The 18423-nt window shown below is 71.2% G+C and carries 13 protein-coding genes and 1 pseudogene; 8 read left to right on the top strand and 6 right to left on the bottom strand.

Translation table 11 applies throughout. The features are described from left to right. Nucleotides 1–408 (bottom strand): hypothetical protein, encoded by a 408-nt coding sequence (locus KCH87_RS47305; protein WP_210594196.1) that lies wholly within the window; start codon nt 406–408, stop codon nt 1–3. Nucleotides 409–982: 574 nt separating this feature from the next. Between KCH87_RS47305 and KCH87_RS47300 the strand changes: the two genes are divergently transcribed. The 4 genes from KCH87_RS47300 (at nt 983) to KCH87_RS47285 (ending at nt 8311) form a co-directional block, all read left to right on the top strand. Continuing rightward, nucleotides 983–1804: a calcium-binding protein gene (locus KCH87_RS47300; protein WP_247197888.1), complete on the top strand. Its 822-nt coding sequence runs from the start codon at nt 983–985 to the stop codon at nt 1802–1804. A 296-nt stretch (nt 1805–2100) separates the two neighbouring features. Beyond that, nucleotides 2101–4230, top strand: coding sequence for a BTAD domain-containing putative transcriptional regulator (locus KCH87_RS47295; RefSeq protein WP_210594194.1), 2130 nt, complete (start codon nt 2101–2103; stop codon nt 4228–4230). Further along, nucleotides 4227–5654: an SWIM zinc finger family protein gene (locus tag KCH87_RS47290; protein WP_210594192.1), complete on the top strand. Its 1428-nt coding sequence runs from the start codon at nt 4227–4229 to the stop codon at nt 5652–5654. The genes KCH87_RS47295 and KCH87_RS47290 overlap by 4 nt, the downstream gene beginning before the upstream one ends. Then, nucleotides 5654–8311: a DUF6493 family protein gene (locus tag KCH87_RS47285; RefSeq protein ID WP_210594190.1), complete on the top strand. Its 2658-nt coding sequence runs from the start codon at nt 5654–5656 to the stop codon at nt 8309–8311. The genes KCH87_RS47290 and KCH87_RS47285 overlap by 1 nt, the downstream gene beginning before the upstream one ends. Before the next feature lie 219 nt (nt 8312–8530). Here the strand turns inward: KCH87_RS47285 and KCH87_RS47280 are convergent, their stop codons facing one another. Beyond that, on the bottom strand, nt 8531–11836 hold the full coding sequence (locus KCH87_RS47280) for a right-handed parallel beta-helix repeat-containing protein (RefSeq protein WP_210594188.1): 3306 nt from the start codon (nt 11834–11836) through the stop codon (nt 8531–8533). A 251-nt stretch (nt 11837–12087) separates the two neighbouring features. Here KCH87_RS47280 and KCH87_RS47275 point away from each other — a divergent pair, with 251 nt between their 5' ends. Continuing rightward, on the top strand, nt 12088–13275 hold the full coding sequence (locus KCH87_RS47275; protein WP_247197887.1) for a S8 family serine peptidase: 1188 nt from the start codon (nt 12088–12090) through the stop codon (nt 13273–13275). A gap of 214 nt (nt 13276–13489) precedes the next feature. Here the strand turns inward: KCH87_RS47275 and KCH87_RS47270 are convergent, their stop codons facing one another. Beyond that, nucleotides 13490–13699, bottom strand: a complete 210-nt coding sequence (locus KCH87_RS47270; RefSeq protein ID WP_210594215.1) for a hypothetical protein — start codon at nt 13697–13699, stop codon at nt 13490–13492. A gap of 229 nt (nt 13700–13928) precedes the next feature. Between KCH87_RS47270 and KCH87_RS49860 the strand changes: the two genes are divergently transcribed. Continuing rightward, entirely contained in the window at nt 13929–14057 is a 129-nt protein-coding gene (locus KCH87_RS49860; RefSeq protein WP_308299092.1) for a DUF397 domain-containing protein, read from the top strand. A gap of 299 nt (nt 14058–14356) precedes the next feature. On the opposite strand, the gene KCH87_RS47260 is transcribed toward KCH87_RS49860, so the two are convergent. Both KCH87_RS47260 and KCH87_RS47255 read right to left on the bottom strand, forming a co-directional pair. Next, nucleotides 14357–14623, bottom strand: coding sequence for a hypothetical protein (locus tag KCH87_RS47260; protein ID WP_210594184.1), 267 nt, complete (start codon nt 14621–14623; stop codon nt 14357–14359). 156 nt (nt 14624–14779) lie between these two features. Beyond that, nucleotides 14780–15817 carry a hypothetical protein gene (locus KCH87_RS47255; protein WP_210594182.1) on the bottom strand — a complete coding sequence of 346 codons (1038 nt, stop codon included), beginning with the start codon at nt 15815–15817 and terminating at the stop codon, nt 14780–14782. A 592-nt stretch (nt 15818–16409) separates the two neighbouring features. Between KCH87_RS47255 and KCH87_RS49855 the strand changes: the two genes are divergently transcribed. Both KCH87_RS49855 and KCH87_RS47245 read left to right on the top strand, forming a co-directional pair. Further along, nucleotides 16410–16691, top strand: a complete 282-nt coding sequence (locus tag KCH87_RS49855; protein ID WP_210594180.1) for a hypothetical protein — start codon at nt 16410–16412, stop codon at nt 16689–16691. 528 nt (nt 16692–17219) lie between these two features. Further along, nucleotides 17220–17561, top strand: a pseudogene (locus KCH87_RS47245) (transposase); the annotation flags it as partial. A 54-nt stretch (nt 17562–17615) separates the two neighbouring features. On the opposite strand, the gene KCH87_RS47240 reads toward KCH87_RS47245, so the two are convergent. Continuing rightward, the coding region (locus KCH87_RS47240) for a tetratricopeptide repeat protein (RefSeq protein WP_210594178.1) at nt 17616–18423 on the bottom strand (808 nt) is incomplete at its 5' end.

Here is an 18423-nt window from a genome sequence, read left to right as displayed (position 1 = left end):
CTACACGCTGGGCTCCGGCCGTGGGCTCATGCTGGGGTAGTCCTCCCCCTCCGGCGGTTTCATGGCACCGGCGTACAAGGCGAACGAACGTCTGACGCCGTAGACATAAGCGTTTGCCTCGGAGCCCGCCGGTATGCCCTTCGCCTGTTTGACCGCGTCGAGGCCGATGTCGTCCGCGGCCAGGGTCAGGTCAAGAGGGTCACCCTTGACCTGCTTGGTGTCGAGGAGCGTGTCGATCTGCTTGGCCAGCGAGCACATGTACCGGCCCTGCGCCATGATCGAGTCCTTGGGGTCCAGGCCCGAGGTCTTGTCGTTGCCGCTCTCGTCCTCGCCGAATTCCTCGAACTTGTCCGGCGGTGCCTGGGAGATGCCCTCGGCCCCGTCGGGGCGACCAGCTTTTCGTTCCACCCGGACTCCTGCTGGATCTGCGCGGCGATGACGACGGGGTCGATCTGTGAGCACAGCGCTCCGGCGTCCCGGACGGTCGTCAACAGGTCCTTGGGCACGGTCGGGGAGTACGGCTCGTCCCGCCCGTCGCCTTCCGTGATCTCCACGACCTGGTCGTTGTTCCCGTTCCCACCGCCGTCGCTGCCGAAGATGTTGAAGAATCATCGGCTTCGTCGCCCCGGTTCACGTTCATCCCTTCCTTACGGTGTCAGCGCGAGGCCTCGCTCGCGCGGGCTCGATGCGGTCCGCAGCGGATCGGACGGTCACACTCCGGGCGCCACGGCGGCCCGGCGCACACCGCAACGGACGCCGGAGAGAAACAGTTCAATGTCCGGCCTTGGCTCCCCCGCCGGTGGCCCGTGCGAGTACCGGTCCGCTGCGTCACTACGGGGACGGAGCGGACCTGGTTCAACGCTCTTCGGCGGCGGGTGCGCCGGAATGCAGAAGACCGTGAACCAGATGCAATTCCCGGCCGTCGTGCATGGCGAAAGGAACCACAACCCCTCAACCACAACCGCCTTATGGAGGTTATGCAATGTCCTCTCGGTCTTCTCGCCCCGGTGGCCGCCTGACCCGCCGCGCCGTCTCGGTGCTGGCGCCCGTTCTCGGTCTGGGCATCGCCGTTCCGATCGCACTGGCAGGTCAGGCTGGCGCCGCTGCGCCGGCAGCCACCGCCGCGGTCAACGAGTACGGCTGGCACCTGACTTACACCGCCGCCGACGGCCAGTCCAACCAGGTAGCCATCACCCAGTCGTACACCGACGACCGCGCGAAGTTCACCTACGTGATCGACGACAATGTCCCGGTCGAGGCCGGGAACGGCTGCAGCCACCCCGACAGCGCGGACAAGACCACGGTCTCCTGCACGGTCGAGGCCCCGGAGAGCCAGTCCCCGCTCAACTCCATGGAAATGGACCTCGGTGACGGCAACGACACCGCCACCTTCGACAACGCCACCGACCAGGTCTACTACTTCAACACCGTCGAGCTGGGCGACGGAGCGGACACGTGGGCCAGCAACGCCGACAGGCGCGTCGACGGCAGCAGCGTCAAGGGCGGCGCGGGCGAGGACACCATCACAGTGGGCGCGAACGGATCCGCCGAGGGCGGTGACGACAACGACACGCTGCACGCCGACGGCACAGACGGGACCGTGCATGGCGGTGCGGGCGACGACGAGATCCGCGGCGGCAAGGGCGTGCAGGACCTGCGCGCCGACGAAGGCGACGACACCGTCTACGGCGGCGCGGGCGACGACCGTATGTGGGGCAACAGCGGCGACGACAAGCTGTACGGCGGGCCTGGCAAGGACGAGATCTCCGGCGGCCCCGGCAACAACGTGATCGTCCAGGACTGACGGCCGCCCACCGTCCACCGTCCGGGGAACCGCCCCGTCATCTGCGCGGTTCCCCCCCGGATGACCCCCTGTCCCGGCCGTCACGCCGGGGTATGGGGTCTCTTTCCGTCGTGGCGGCCGTGGCGGCATGGCGCACCAACAGGAAGGAGGCGGTCCGCGCGGTTGAACCGTCGGCGCTGCGCGCCCGTTGTGCCCCTCAGGCACGGTCAGTGCCGTATCCGACAGCGCGACGGCACGACAGTGAGCCGATCAGGAGCCTTCTGCGCGAGCATCTCCCGAAAAGGTAGGCGAACGGAGTGAACTCGACCGAGCAGTGCACCACGCGGTATCGCCTGCTGGGCCCCGTCCAGGCCCAACGGGGCGACTGCACACTGGATCTGGGGCCGCGGCAGCGCAAAGTGCTGCTCACTCGTCTGCTCATCGAGGACGGCCGTCCCGTTCCGGTGAACGAGCTCTGCCGCTCCCTGTGGAACGACGACCAGCCGTCCGGTGCCATGTCTTCCGTCCGGGCCCACATCAGCAGGCTCCGTTCGGTCCTCGATCCGGTCCGGCGGGGCCGTTCCAGCGTGCTGGTCGCCGAGCCGGCCGGTTACGCGCTGAAGGTGTCCCGCGAAGCGAGGGATTCCACCACGTTCGAGGACTCGCTGCACCGGGTGCGCGGGGCCCTGAAGCGTGGTGAGCTGCTTTTCGCACAGCGCGAGTTGGACGCGGCTCTCGGGCTGTGGCGCGGTGAGGCCCTCGGGGATGCCGCGGAGCACGCCTTCGCGATGCGCGAGCGGGAACGGCTCAACGCCGCCCACCAGGACGCCAAGGAACTGCAGGCTTCGATCCTCCTCCACCAGGGCGATCTGGAGCGCGCGATCGAGGTCGCCGAGGGGCTCGCGCTGAGCGCCCCGCTGCGGGAGGCGTCGTGGGCACTGCTGATGCGCGCGCTGTACGCCGCGGGCCGGTCGGTGGAGGCCCTCGGGCGCTACGACCGGTTCCGGGGCATGCTGGTCAAAGAGCTGGGCCTGGATCCGAGCCCCGGGCTGAGCAGGCTGCACACCGCGATCCTGCGGCACGACACCGACGTCCTTGACGAGGTTCTTCCTTCCCCTGCCGCCACGACCCTGACGGCCGCCACCCTGATGGCAGGCCCGCGGCCCCCCGTCACCGCGCCTCTGGTCGGCCGGGCCGAGGAAACCGCGCAGCTCGCCGCTGTGCTGTCGGCTGCTGCCGTGGGGCGCACCGAGTGGGCCGTGATCTCCGGTGAGCCGGGTTCCGGCAAGACCCGGCTGCTGGACGGCGTGGCCGACAAGGCCGCAGCCCAGGGGTTCACCGTCATCCGCGTCGCGGGTGGCAATACGGTCGGCCCGCACCGCAAGGTGTCCGGGGGGAACCCGGCCGCCCAACTCCTGGGCGCGCTGCGGCAGAACGGCCCGGGCGCGGCACCGGAGAGGGCGGGACCGGAGGGGGCCGCCGGGGGAGAGACGCTGGACCGGCTCGTCCGTGGCCTCACCCGTGTCCCCACGCTGTGCGTCGTTGACGACCTCGACTGGGCGCCCCCGGACTTCCATTCGCTGCTGCTGCGGCTCGTTGACGCGCTGCCGGACGCTCATGTCGCGATGGTCTGCGCGGTGCGCAACGCCGACGACCCCTCCGCCAGCGGGCTGTTGTCGGCGCTTGCCCGCCGCGGCACGACCTGGCTGCCGCTGGAGCCGCTGACGGTCGCGGAGGTGACCGAACTCCTCGCGGCGCACGGCGCTGCCGCCTCCGTGGAGGAGGCCGCGCGGCTGCACCGGCGTGCCGCGGGAAACCCGTTCATGCTCGGCGAGTTGCTCAAGCTCCCGCCGGAGCGGCGTACGGGGCCTGCGGCCCGGGTGCCGACCGCGGTGCGCAGCGCGGTGCACGCGCGGCTGGCCGAACTCCCCGATCAGGTACGGCAGATGCTCCGCTACGCCGCCTGCGACGGCGAGTGGCTCGATATCGGGCTGCTGGCCGAGGCCAGGGCCCTGCCGTCGGATCTGCTGCTGCCGCAGGTCGACGCGGCCGTCGCCGCCCGGCTGCTGATCTGGGAGCCGGATTCCGGTGAACGCCCGGAGGGCGGCTACCGGTTCCCCGAGCTGACGCGCGAGGTGGTGCTGAGCACCCTCACCCCCTCCGCGCGGCAGAAGGCGCACGCTGCACTCGCACGCAAGCTCATCGACCGGCCCGGCACCGACCCGGCACGTCTGGCCCGCCATCTTCGGGTGGCGGGTCCGATGGCCCCTGCCGCGGAGCCGAAGCCGGAGCGGTCGCCGGTCGGGACCGGAGCCCCGGCCCCGGCACCGGCAGGCTTTTCTCGCCCCCGCATCCAGGCGCACCCGGACGTCATCCCGGGGTCGGGGTCGGCCCCGGTGTCCTGGCTCGGACACCAGCCGCGAAAGCAGCGGGGTGATCACGCATGACGCAGGCTTCGCAGACGTACGCCTATCTCCGCCCATCCGCGGTGCACCGTACCGCTGGGGGCGGCACACTCAGTCTCCAGACCTCCGGCGGCGCCACACCTGCGGGGCAGAAGACTCATCCGAGGTTCTTCCACGGCTTCCTGGCCCGCCCTCAGGTTGCCGCAGCCGGTCTGCTGTGCGTCGCGGACGTCGCCGCCGTCCGTTACTACCAGCCGCAGCGCCCTGCGTTGATTGACCCGGTGGTCACCGGGAACGGGGACCGGCTGCGGTTCGAATCGTTCTCCGGCTGTTGTGGCGTGTACGCGCGGCTCGACATGCTGGGCGACGCCCTGGACGGCGACGACATTGGACACGGCACGACCAACGTCGATGTGAACAACCCGCTTCGGGAGGCCCTGACCCGCGTTGGCCCGACCGATCCGCTGCTCTTGGAGGTCGGGCCCGACGAACTGGCCGTCACCACCTTCGACGGGCCGGTGGTGGAGAAGAAGGTGCCACTACCCGATCGCTGGCTGCGCGGCTTCGCCGAGACACAGGTGGTCGCCTCCGGGTTCGACCTGCGCGCTGAACTCTCCGCGGTTGAGGCGGTTCGCTTCCTGCGGTCGCTGCCGCGTCCCGGAGCTTCCCGTGGCGCGTCGCGGGGAACGCGCTGGGTCGTCCCGGCGGGCCGTTCGCTGCGTGCCAGCGCCCGGCCGGTTCCCGGAGCGGTTTGCCTGCCGGGTCCGGAACGGCTCTCCGCATTGACCCGGGTGCTGCGCCATGCGACGGGCCTGCGGATCCACGGGCCGGCCGTCACGGCGGGCAGCAGCCTCGCGGCGAGCGCGTGGGAGGTGCGGCTCCCCGGTATGCGCCTCACCCTCACCCTCACCCTGGCCCCGGACACGTCGCGGGGCTTCTCCGGCGAGGGCGGCGTCCTGGACGCCCTGGCGGCGGAGGAGTCGGCCGAGGACGCGGAGCTGGTGTCGGTGCTGCTCGCCTGGGATCCCGCCGTCGACATCGCCGACCTTGCCGCGCAGTCCGGGCTCACACCACGGCGGGTACGGGCGGCGCTCACCCGCCTCGGCACGGCCGGGCGCATCGGCTACGACGTGGCGGAGGCGGCGCACTTCCACCGGGAGCTGCCGTACGACACCGGGCGGGCCGAGCGCCACAACCCCCGCCTGCGCGCCGCCCACGCCCTGGTCGAGGCGGACGCGGTACGCCTCGACGGTGAGCTGGCCACGGTCACCGTCGACGGCCACGTCCACCGGGTCAGGCTCTCCGAAGGGCGCCTGACCTGTACCTGCCGCTGGTGGGCCGAATACCGCGGCGGCCGCGGACCCTGCAAGCACGCTCTCGCCGTCCGCATCGTCCGCCGGGCGGGTTCACACCGTATGACCGCCGCCGCCCAGAACACGACCGCCACCTCTGCCAGAGCCACCTGATGAGCGAGACCATCACCTACGACATCCCCGACGGGGCCACCGAGGGCATGCGCGAGCTGCTGCACGCCATGCGCGAGGGCCGCGCCGAGGCCGTCCCCGAGCTGGTCGGCACGCTCACCGACGCCGAGCGGCGGACGTGCCTGCCGGTGCTCAAAAGGTGGCGCACGACCACGCGGAACAACCGGGCCGACGGGCACTGGGCCGTACGCGCGGCACTGCTGCTCGCCGGGGCGGGGTGCTGCACCGGCGCGGCGGCCGCGGCCCAGTGGCTCGCCAGCGGCGATCTGCGGTGGGCCCACGACGATCCCGCACGGGTCCTCGAAGCGCTGGGTGACCGTGACCCCGCGTGGCTGGGCCGGGTGGCGCACCGGCTGGCAGAGCGCCGTACCGTCGCGGAGGAGGAGTACCCGCTGATCGCGCAGCTGGTGCACGCCGCGGGCTGCGAGCCGCCCACGACGGACGGCTTCGTCCGCGGCTGGGAGCTCCGCATCCCGGTCCATGGCATGACGGTCAAGGACAGACTCCGGGACGACCCGTTCCTGGCGGTGATGGTCCCCCGGCTCTTCGACGTGCCGGAGGCCGGCTCGGACTTCCAGTACAGCCGGGCGGACGACCCCGGATGGCCCGACGCGCTCGCCGGGCTCGCCGAGGAGGGGCGGCTCAGCCGCGAGATGCTGATCGACGGCTGTCTGTCGCGGCTGCTGCGCGATGGCCGGCTCGGGATTGTGAAGGGTTTCCTCGCCTTGTTGACCGCTCTGGACCTGACCGAGGACGAGCGGGCGGCGCACACGCTCACCTGGGTGCGGATGGTGCCCGACGCCCATGCGCTGGCGGTGGCGCGTGCCCAGGAGGTGCTGGCCGGGCTCGACGAGGCGGGCCGCGTGGCGAGCGAGCACCTGGTCGAGGCATCTCGGGCCGCGCTGTTCCGGCCCGAGAAGAAGATCGTGCGGGCCCAGCTGACCATGCTCGACAAGGCGATGAGGCGCGAGCGGTCGCGTACGGACGAGCTGCTTGCCGTGGCCGCCGAAGCCTTCGGCCACGAGGAGCACAGCCTCCAGGAGCGGGCTCTCGCCCTGGTCGTCCGCCACCGCAAGCACGCGAGCGGCGCCGTCCTGGCCGAGCTCGCGGCGAGCGCCGGGCAACTCAGCCCCGACCTGCGCACACGCGCGGCCAAGGCGTTCGGTGACGCCATCACCGCCGAGGACGCCGACGCTCCGGCCGCCGAGGGTGACGTGCTGCCGCCCGTGCCGGCCCCTGAGCGCCTCAGGCCCGTACCGCCCACCGCTGCCGAACTCGCCGAGGAAACTGGTGCGCTGCTGCGCAAAGACGGGACCCCGGCTCAGTGGGAACGGGCACTGAACGGTCTCGTCGTGCACGCCCACACCGACCTGGCGGGCCTCCGCGCCGCCCTGGAACCCGTCGCGGCACAGCGGACCTTGGGCTGGCAGGCCGACTACCTGAAACAGGGGCTGGCGATCGTCGTCATGTCCATCATGGGCACGCCCTTGGGGAACCTGAGCGTCACCCGCGAGGCTCTCGTGGACCGGTGTCCGCACTCGGCCCTCCGGTCCGTCTCCCTCATCCGCGCGGCCGAAATCGGGGAGCGGCTCGGCGATGGCCCTTTGCCGTTCCTGCTGGCCACGCCCACCTGGTCGACGGGGACCATCGAAGCGTCCGAGCTGGTGGCGCGGCTCGCCGCATACGAGCGCTCCGGCACCGAACCCGGCCAGGCCGACCTCGACCAGGCCCTGCTGCGACTCGACCGGGAGGTACCGCCCGAGGCACGGGCGGCTGCCACGAAGCTCACGTCCCCGGCGGGGCGGCGGCTCGCCGCCTGGCTCGCCTCGGGGGGACTGCCCGATCCCGCCGTCTCCCGTGGCATCGAGCCACTGCGGTGGAGGACCCCTCGCCCCGGGGTGCTGGTCCGCACCGAGGCCGTTCCCGGGCACGAGGACCATTCCGAGCCGTTCCGTTCTCTGCTCGGTGCCCACGACCCCATCGGGAGCCCGTGTAAGTGCGGGGTCGGCGGGGAGTGTTCCCCGCATGCCTTGGCCCTCCTGCCCCAGCACCGGGAGGTGATCGCGGCGCGGATGCTGGTGGCCTTCGGGAACCTGGCCGAGTCCGACAATGTCGGCGAGGGAGCGCCCGTGCTGCCCACGCTGGCCGAGTCGGGCGGACCGGCCGGGCCCGCGACCCATCTCCTGCTGGCCTACGGCCTCGGGGCACGGCGCGTGGAGGAGCAGCTGTTCGCCGTGGAGGCCATGCTCATCCTGGCCGCTCGCGGACAGCTCGATGCGGCCCGACTCGGCTCGGACATCGCCGAGCTGGCCGGTCTGCGCCGGCGGCTCAAGCTTCAGCGAGTCGTGATGGCGCTGCGGGAAGTGGTGCGCACCGGCACGTATGCCACGGTGTGGGCGGTGCTCTCGGCCACCCTCCCCCCGCTGCTGGCGGGTGCAGCGCCGCACGGCCTTCTCGCCGTACTCACGCTCGCGGCGGAATGCGCGGAACGGTGCGGAGCCCGCGGGACGATACCGGAGATCAACGAACTGGCGGCGCGCTCCGGCTCGTCACAACTGGTCAAACAGGCACGGCGAATCAAGAATGCGACCGAGATGCCAGTCGAAGAGCAACGAGATGATCTTGTCGCTGTTCCCTGAAGTGCTAGGCCAAGACAGGTTGGCGGCTGTACTTCCGCCAGACCACTTTGACCAGCTGACTTGTGGAACCCGCCGCAGGCAAAGGCGGCGGCCGATGAGCCGACCGAGCTGCCCGAGGCGCTGAACAGACACAGACTCGTCGTTGGAGCAGAGAGGTTCACTGCTTCTCCGTGATGGAGCGGGCGGCGGTGTCCGCGGGGGTGAGGGTGGGCGGACGCCTCAGCGCGCCGTCAGCCGGGCCTGCTGCGGCAGGTCGTCGGGCAGCAGCAGCCGCAGGTCGTCCAGGCTGGGCGCGGAGATTGCGCCGATCCGGCGGGCCTGCCGGGTAATCATCGCCTCCAGCGTCTGGCGCGCGGTGCGGGCGTTGCCGAACGAGCGGTCGCGCGGCAGCTGTTCCAGGTAGGCGCGCAGCGCCTCCAGGGTCCCGGGCGCGCAGTCGTAGCCGGAGGTGGTGGCGTAGCGGCTGGTGATCTCGACCAGTTCGTCGGTCGAGTAGTTCTCGAACTCGACCGAGCGGGCGAAGCGTGAGGCCAGGCCCGGGTTGGAGGTCAGGAAGCGGTCCATCTCGGCGGTGTATCCCGCGACGATGACGACGATCTCCTCGCGGTGGTCCTCCATCAGCTTGAGCAGCGTGTCCACGGCCTCCTGGCCGAAGTCGGAACCGGCGCCCTGGGGGGTGAGGGTGTATGCCTCGTCGATGAACAGCACGCCGCCCAGGGCGCGGTCGAAGACCTCCTTGGTGAGCTGCGCGGTGTGTCCCACATAGCGGCCCACCAGATCGGCGCGGGCCACCTCCACGAGCTGGCCTGTGGACAGCACGCCGAGGGAGTGCAGCAGGTCCGCGTAGAGCCGGGCCACGGTGGTCTTGCCGGTGCCGGGCGGGCCCGTGAAGACCAGATGGTTGCTGATCTTCGGGACGGGCAGTCCCGCCGCCTGCCGCTGGCGGGTCGCCGACAGCAGGTTGACCAGGTCCGTGACCTCCCGCTTGACGGCGTGCAGGCCGGTCATGGCGCGGAGTTCGGCCAGCAGCTCCTCGGAGCCGCGCTCGCCGTCCGCGGACGACGCGTCGCTGACGTCCTCGGGCAGCAGCCACGACAGATCGGCCTCGGTCGGGTCGGCCAGCGAGCCGAGCCGGTAAGCCTGCCGGTCGACCATCTCCTCGAACACCTGGCGGGCCGCACGACCGTTGCCGAACCCGGCGTCGCGCGGCATCCGTTCGTAGTGCTGCGCGAGGGCCTCCAGGGTGCCCGGGGCCAGGTCGTAGTGGTGGGCCCGGCACATGCTCCCGGTGATGGTCACCAGCTCGTCGACGGAGTAGTTGGCGAACTCGATGGTGCGGGTGAAGCGGGAGGTCAGACCGGGGTTGGAGGCCAGGAACTGGGCCATCTGCTCGGTGTATCCGGCGACTATGACGACGATCTCGTCGCGGTGGTCCTCCATCAGCTTGAGCAGCGTGTCGATGGCCTCCCGGCCGAAGTCGGCCCCTGAGCCCTTGCTGTCGGACAGCAGGGTGTAGGCCTCGTCGATGAACAGCACGCCGCCGATGGCCTCGTTGAAGGCTTCGGTGGTCTTCATGGCCGTACCGCCGATGACCCGGGCGACCAGATCGGCGCGGGAGACCTCCACCAGGTGGCCGGAGGGCAGCACGCCCAGTTCGGCCAGGATGCCGCCGTAGAGCCGGGCCACCGTCGTCTTGCCGGTGCCGGGCGGGCCGGAGAAGACCAGGTGGCGGCTCATGGGCGGGACCGGCATGCCGAGGCTGGCGCGGCGCTGTGCGAGCTGGTTGAGGTTGACCAGCGTGTGCACCTGGTGCTTGACGTCGGCCAGGCCGATCAGCGACTCCAGCTCCGCCAGCGGGCCCTGCGGCCGTGGCTGCCCCTGCTCGGTGCCGGCGACCTCCGCTGTGAGCTCCTCGGCGGTCTCGCCCCAGGCGTCCGGGAGGGCGTTGCCGCTGCTGTTGAGGCCCTTGACGGTGAGCCGTTCGGTGACGCGGGACTGCTTGAGCCCGGCGCCCCGGTTGTCGCGGACGGCGCAGTCGGTCAGGGCGACGTCGTCGGAGCTGTCGACCCGTACGCCGTCGCCGGTGCTGTCGCTCATCCGGCAGCCGTCCAGCGTGGCCCTGCCGCCGTCGGCGACCAGCACGCCGTGTGAGGCGGCGCCGGTCACATGGGTGCGTACCGCGGTCAGTTCGCCGCCGCCGTCCACGAGCAGCCCGGCCGTACGGCTGTCGTGGATCTCGCAGTCGCGCACCTCGGCGCGGCCCTCGGACCCGATCCGGACCCCGGCCTGGCTGGTGGAGCGCAGCGTGGTGTCGACCAGTTCGGGGGCGCCGCCGCCCGCGACATGGACGCCCGCGCCCGTGCAGCGCTCGACCGTGCAGCCGTGCAGCCGGCCGCGGCCGTCCTCGATGACCTCCACGCCGTGCCCGGCCGCACCGATGACCCAGGCGTTGCGCAGCAGCGGGTTGGCGCCGCTACGGATGGAGACGCCGACGCCTGCCGCGTCCAGCACCTCCAGATGGTCGAACTCCGCCGAGGACTCCTCGGCGAGCAGTACGGCGCCCGTCTTGTCGGCGCAGGCGCGCACGGTGGTGCCGGTCAGCAGGGGAGCGCTGGATCCGGCCACCCGGATCGCGGCCTGCTCCGCGCCGTCGAACTCGCAGCCGTCGAGGGTGCCCCGGGACCGTTCCGTCACGGCGAGCCCGTGGCCCTTGGTCCGTTTTGTGCCGCAGCGCAGCAGCTCCGGGTCGGCGCCCTGGGAGAGCACGATGCCGGGGCCTGTGGTGTCCGCGACCGTGACCTCCTCCAGCGTCGGCCGGGAACCGCTGGTCACATAGACGCCCACCGAGGTGTCGTGCACGTGGGTGCGCACCACGCGGGTGGCGCAGCGGCCCTCCAGCGCGATGCCCGGCTTCTCGGTGCCGGTGATGTCGCAGTTCTCCACCCGGCCCTGCGCCTCGCCGTTGGCCAGTACGCCGTTGCCTCGGGCGTCCCGTATCCGGCAGCCACGCACCACGGTGCGGGCCTGCTCGCCGAGTACCACGGCGGAGGTGCCCAGATGCTCGATCAGGGAGTCGGCGATGACGCTCTCGGTGGGCGCGGTGTCCACGACACCGGCGCCCTCCGGGTTGGAGACCCGGCAGTCCCGCATGGCCAGCGAGCCGTTCTCCCGGGCGAGGACCGCCGTCCAGCCGCCGCCCACGACGGTGCAGCCGTCCATCGCCACCTGGCCGCGCGGCGCGTCCACCACCGGCAGGTCCTCGCTGCCGCCGCGCAGCGTCAGGTCGGTGAGCATCACAGCGTCCGCGACCAGCACCACGGCGGTGCCGCGCTGCGGGCAGATCTCCACGCTGCCGCGCTCGCCGTCGGCGACGATCGTCAGGCGGGTCCTGACGGTGAGGTTCTCCCGGTAACGGCCGGGCCGGACGCGGATCACGGCTCCGCTGCGGGCCTTCGCCAGGGCCTCGCCGATCGTCGGGAAGCTGTCCGTCCCTTCGGAATCGACCCTGAGCAACTGCCGTGACACGGTCGGACCTCCTGGTAGCGGTGCTTGTGGGCGGCCCCCGTGACCCGGACGTGGGGCTGCGCGGCTGCGCTGGTGGCTGCGGTCAGCGGCGACTGCGGTCAGCGGGCGTGCATGCGTAGGGCGCGCATTGGTGCAGGCTACGGGAACGCCGGTGCGGACAGCCAGGAATGCCGGGGGAGTTAGGTTGTCTCCGGATTGTCTGCCCTGTCGAACGCCGTTGCGGGCCCCGTAGCATGCGCCTTATGCGCCGCATGCGACGAGCTCCGCTTCCCCGTCCCGCGCGGGCGCTGGCCGCCGCCCTGCTGGCCATGGCCTCGCTGGCCGCCGCAGCGGCTCCGGCCACCGCCGCCGACGGCGATGTGCAACTGCCCGTCGTCAGCTCGGTGCTGCCCTCCGGCGAACCGTGTGCGAAGGCGTCCACCGACAAGGCCGAGAAGCAGCCGTGGACCTGGCAGCCGCTGGGCCTGTCGCGGGCCTGGAGGCTCACCGAGGGCGCCGGGGTGACCGTCGCCGTGGTGGACACCGGCGTCGGTGCCGATATCCCCGCGCTCTCGGGCCGGGTCGAGGCGGTCGGCGGCGCGGGCGAGGACTGCGTGGGCCACGGCAGTTTCGCGGCGGGCCTGATCGCCGCCGCGCCCGGCGAGGGCGTGGGAGTGGCCGGACTCGCGCCGAAGGCCCGGATCCTGGCGGTGCGCGGCACCGGCACCCGGGGCGAGACGACGGTCGGGCAGCTGGCCGACGGTATCCGCACGGCGGCCGACCAGGGAGCCGACGTCATCTACGTCGGGCGCGCGACATCCACTGGCAAGGACGAGCTGACCGCGGCGGTCGCCCACGCGGCCCGGCGCGACGCCCTGGTGATCGCACCGGTCGTCCCGGACGCCCTCCCGAAGGACAGCACGACCGGTGAGCCGGTGCAGCGCGCGCCCTGGTACTGGCCCGCGTCCGCGGACGGGGTGCTCTCGGTCGGCGACTACGGCCCCGGCGGCCTGCGCCCCGAGCAGGCCCCGCCGACGGACGGCGCCGACCTGTCGGCCCCGGGCGACGCGGTGGTCAGCGTCGGCCCCCGGGGCTCAGGCCACTACTACGGCTCCGGCTCCTCCCTGGCCGCCGCACACGTGGCGGGCGCCGCGGCCCTCGTCCGGGCCCGGCACCCGGAGCTGACGGCGGACGAGGTCGCCCGCAGGCTCATGATCAGCGGCTACCCGGACGACCCGCCGCGTCTGGACCCGTACGCGGCGCTGACGACGGTGCTGACCGACAAGGGGGGAGCGGCGCCCAAGCAGGCCGCTGCCCAACTCCCCGAGAAAGCGCCCAGCGGGCCGCGCAATCGCGCGCTGGCCATCGCGGGCGCGGGCGGCGGGCTGGTGCTGCTGGTGGCAGGAGCCGCCGTGGTGATTCCCCGGGGCCGGGCCAGGGGCTGGCGGCCTGCGCCCTGAGGATCCGCCCGAGGCACTGGCCTGGGCGCTGGCCGGGGTGCAGCAGCCGGCCGGCTACTGCCCGTACGGCCCAGCACCATTGCCCCAGCGCCGTAGTGGGTGCGAAGCGCTGGTGGTAGTCGCGCCACTGCGGATAGCCATACGGGTTCGGCGTCAGCCGGTACGTGGCACCGGCGGCCGTCGTCCGGCAGGAGCGGAGGCAAGGGCTTGCCGCTCACCGGCTGGCCTTCGGCCGCGAGTTGGGCGTGATCTGCTCCGGTTCCGCGAGGCTGCCGACGGTCGTCGTCCATTCCCGGCCGCCGCGGATCGGGGCCGGCCAGGCGACCGGCTCTTTCGCCGCCAGGCCGCTGGATGGGATGAGCTGGACGCCGCCCGGCTCCGGGGCGATTGCCCGCAGCACACCGCGACGGCCTCTCGTAGTCACCGAACACGGACATCCGAGTCGTGGCCGCCGATGTGCTCCCTCACCCAGGACTGGGGCAGGATTCAGGATCCTCAACTTCTCGCACCCCTGGCCACCCGTCGTCTCGGTCGACCACCGCAGGGGCGGAAGCGTCCTGGAAGAGCAGTACGACCTCGAAGCTTCGAGGCCACCTTTACCAAGATCAGCGACGTCGCCCTTCCTGTGGACGAATCGCGTCAACGAGGTCGCCGTGAACCTGCCCGGCCTCGCGCCGGTCCGGGACAGCAAGGACCCGGACGGGCCCGTGCTGCTCTTCCCCCGGGCCGCGTTCGCCGAGTTCGTCAACGCCACCGCCGCTGGCGAGTTCGGCGACATCTGACCGCACCACCTGCCGGAGCGGCTTGCTCCCACGGCAACGGCCGCCGTTCCACCCTGGTCACAGGGCAGGAACGGGGGCCGTTGCCACGTGTTCCCGGGGAGAATCCGGGGAGTTCGGGGAGTCGCTGGGGGGGGGTGCGGGACCCATCAACCCGTCAACACATGGCACGCCATGTAAGACAGGAAACCCCAGCTCAGAGCCGATTCACGGGATTCTCCCCAGCTCCGGGGCGGGTGGCTCGTGCCACGAGGGGGAGGCACGGGCGGCCCGGGCGGGCGCGTGGCGCCCGCGCTGTGGCCTCAGCGATGGTGGTAGTAGATCTGGTACTGGTCGTGGCCGCCGTTGCCATCGCAGTACAGCTTGTCGTACTCTCCCCAGTTCTGAAGGAGGCCGTCCCATTCCATAAGCGCGCATTCCGACCTTGAGTCGTACGTTGTAGCGCCCTGCTGCTCCCAGCCCCCACCCGGCGGGGGGCCGGCGTGCGCGGGGCTGGCGGTCAGCGGAATGGCGATGGCTGCGGCGCCGACGGCGAGGAACGCGGCGACGCGGGAGCGCCAGGACTTCATGGGTTCTCCTTATGCGATCGAAAACTCAGTGTTCATGAATGGCGGCCGGTACGAGCCAACAGGTGCGCCGGGGCGCGTCCGGTGACCTTCCGGGGGCACGACGGGCCAGAGCCGCCAACGGTTCAACCGGAAGGCCGGTTTTCTCGGGGGCCTCGCTCAGAGATCGGGATCGTCCCGATAGTCCTCTATACCTTGGTTGCTGATCCCCAGGTTGACGAGCATGAGCCCCACCAGGTCGGGGTGCACCCGGAACGTGAGTCCGATGTCGTCCGTCATGGGGACCACGAGGACGCGGTGTTCGGGCTTGTGCAAGGTGGTGGCGTCGGCGATCAGCACGACGTCGGCGACGATCCCGTCCTCGTCCTCATCCTCATCGGAGTCGCCGAGGACCTGTGCCATCACCTGTTCCGGCGTGGCGTTCGCGAAGGCCGGGTCGTCGACGAAGCGGATGTAGTCGCTGTAGTCGTCGCACGTAGGGCCGCGGTCGCGTTCCGGGTGGGACACCGTCTCGACCAGCGAGGCCCAGGCCGCGTCGTCGGTGAAGTCGGTACGCACCAGCAGATCGGTCTTTTGGCTGAGCACCGGCAGTTCATGGCCGGGCCGGGTGTAGCGGGGCGGGGAGGTCAGCATCTCCAGCGCGACGCCTACGGGTTCATAGAGATGATCCTCCGTCAGCTCCTCGCCCTCCTCGACCTCCCACTCCGGTTCGTTGGGGGCCCGCTCGGCGAAGTTCTCGACGGCGAAGGAGATGCAGGGACGGTGCAGCACCAGATAGGTCATGGCTGCCTGCCGCGGGGTGATCCAGAAGTCGTAGAGGTCGCCGTCGCCGCCCCCGTCGCCGCGGCCGAAGGCCAGCAGCGGGCGGGTCTGCGGATTGCGCGCCGTCCGTTCGTCGGTGAGCAGCACCAGGTCCGGCACCCAGATCCCGGGCCGCGCCAGGGCCACGGCGACTTCTTCGGCGGAGGCGCCCCGCCACGCGGGGTCGTGCGCCACGATCAGGCGCCGGGGAAGTGAGGTGTCCGTCCCGGCCTCGGGCCCGGGCTCGTGGTCGGACGGCCCCCGCATGCCGGGCAGTTCGCCCATGCGCGTCAGGACGTCGTTCCAGACGGTGTCGTCGTCGCCGGTGCGTAGCAGCAGCATTCCGGGCACGCGGGACGCGTCGTCGTCGGGGGGCAGGGGCAACGGAGGTCGCATCGGCTGGCACCTTGTGGGTCTGGGTCGGTTGCTCAGGGAGCAAGTCATACACCCGCCTTCTGAGTTACCCACTGGACGAGCTGAGGGCGGTGACCGAAGTACGGCATTATCGAGGGAATTTATCCGCGTACTCAGCAATGTGTCAGCAATATTTGGACAAGATCAGCCGGATACCGTCTTCGCCGACTCCTGGGGGCTGGATGGGGAGTTCGAGCTCCGTGGTAGGGGAAATCTTCGTGCTGCACCACATTTGAGAAAGCTAGGACACTCATGGCTGGAGCCAGGATTCTTACGCGCGCGGTGACCGCTCTTGGCGGCACAGTCCTGCTGGCCACGGCGGCGGTAGCCGCGACGGCAAGCCCGGCGGGCGCCGCCGAGAGCACGGGCGGGACAGATAAATGTCTGTGCCGGGGGCAACGATGCTGCCTCTGTTGAACTCAAGAGAGCGAAGGGCAAGGGCTGGGACTCCCGCGTCGTCCAGTCCCAGCCAGGGAAGTGCACCAGCGCCGCTCCCAAGTTCGTCGTCAACTCCCCGGGCGGTTCGACGTGACCGATAGAGCGCCAGTACGGAGTCGACCTGCGGCGGGCATACGTGGAGACGTCGCCGGGCGTGCGGCCGGTGCTCGATCCTGTCCGGTGCGACGGCACGGTGGCGTGCGTGTGGCTGCCGGCGCGGCCGGGACGCGTCACCCGGCTGAGTACCCCCGGGGAGCTGGCGGCCCTGCCCGGGGTCACCGAGGTCTCGATGCTGAACGCCGAAGGCGATCTGATCAGCGCGCCCATGTCCTCCGCGCACGTCGCCGGGCTGGTGTTCGTGACTGCTCCCACGCCGGATGACGTCGACGCGCTGATACGCGGTGGTACGGACCGTTGACAGACCGCTATGTCTGCGATGTCGTGTCCAAGAGCCCGCTCGCTGTCTGAAGCCTCGGTCATGGCGCCTGCGCTCCCGGCCGGGGGTGCGGGGGCCGGGGCGAGTACGACCTCGCGTTCTGGACGGGCGGGGCGGGCTGTTGAGCCGGATACCCGGAAGCTGAGTCTCGGTCCTTCCGAAGTCCCGGCTCCGCCGTTGACGCGGCAAGCGTCCGGGCCGAAAACCGCGCAGGTACAACCAGCGCGATCAGAATCCGCTGGGAGGGGCGGAGCTTGCAACGTCGGTCGCCTTCTCAGGTGACGATGAGCATCGTGCCCCGCTCCACGAGTGCGTGCGGCAGGGCGAGCGCGCAAGGGGAGGCCACCAACGAGGCCCCTGGCTGAAGAGGTGAGACACGAGACCTCCCGCTCAACAGCCCGAGGGCCTCGCCTGCTACGCGCGGCCAGCCGTCACCTGATCCCTACGTTGTCCTGTGGGAGGCGGTGAGGCCTTCGTATGGTTCACACCCACCCAGGGGTGCCGGGTGTGGCTGTCACCGGCGGCGACATGACCGTCTTCGGCACCGCCGACCGCCTCGCCGGCTTCGGCGGCGTGGCTCCAGTGCCCCGCGACTCAGGGAAGATCAGCGGCAACCTCCGCCGGCCCCGCCGCTACAACCGCAGACTCCAGCGTGTCTTCTACATCTCGGCGCTGTTCAGCATCCGGTACTGCGAGAACTCTCGCCGGTTCTACGACCGCAAACGCGCCGAGGGCAAGCGCCACATCCAAGCCGTCCTCGCCTTTGCCCGCCGACGCGTCAACGTCCTGTGGGCCCTCTTGCGTGACGGACGGCGCTACGAACCGGCGCCTCCACCGCCACTTGTGGCTTGACAGACAGCATGAGGAATCAGTGCCGCCCTTCCTTCCTGTGCTGGCGACAACGGCTCACCGCGGAAGACGGCTGAATCGGGAAGTGTCGGCCGCGTGACTCGGGTCCGGCTCACGTGCGTCCAGGTGGCGGAGTTTCCCGCGGACCGTCTCGGCTTCCGGACGGCCGGACTCCTCGAAGAGCGCCAGCGCCTGCTGCCATCGGGTGCGGGCCTCCGATGGCCGGCCCGCGTCCAGGAGGACGTCGCCTAGGTGATCGAGGGCGTCGGCCTCGCCCCAGCTGTTGCCGACTTCGCGCAGTACCTCCAGCGCTTCGTGAAGGGTCTCCATGGCGTCGTCATGGTGATGCCGCAGGTGCAGGACGACGCCGAGGACGTCGAGGGTGACGCCTTCGACCCAGCGGTAGCCGGTGGCCCGCAGGACCTTCAGCCCGTGCCGCAGGTAGTCGATCGCCTCGTCGGTGCGGCCGAGCCGATGGCAGGCGTCGCCCAACTGGGCCAGGGCGAGGCCCTCCGCCCATTCATCGCCGTTGGCCCGGGAGAGGGCCAGCGCGCGGTTGAGGTAGTCGAGGGCATCGTCGAGCTGCCCCGCTTGCAGATACGCGACGCCCAGGCCGCTCACGGCCTGGGCGCTGCCGTAGGGGTCCCCGAGCTGCTGGTAGAGCGCCATCGCCTCCCGGTAGTTCTCGATGGACTCGTCAAACCGGCGCATCGTCGTTTGCGCGACGGCCACTTCGATGAGACTCCATGCCGCGCCCCTGCGGTCATCGGCCTGGCGGACGCTCTCGAGCGACGCCTGTGCGATGTTGAGCCAGTCGTTCAGATGGCCGCGGAGGTAGGAGAACCCCCACAGGGAGGAGGTCAGT

The sequence above is a fragment of the Streptomyces sp. GESEQ-35 genome (assembly GCF_017948485.1).
Taxonomy (GTDB): Bacteria; Actinomycetota; Actinomycetes; order Streptomycetales; family Streptomycetaceae; genus Streptomyces.
This window is presented reverse-complemented; position numbering and strand designations above follow the sequence as displayed.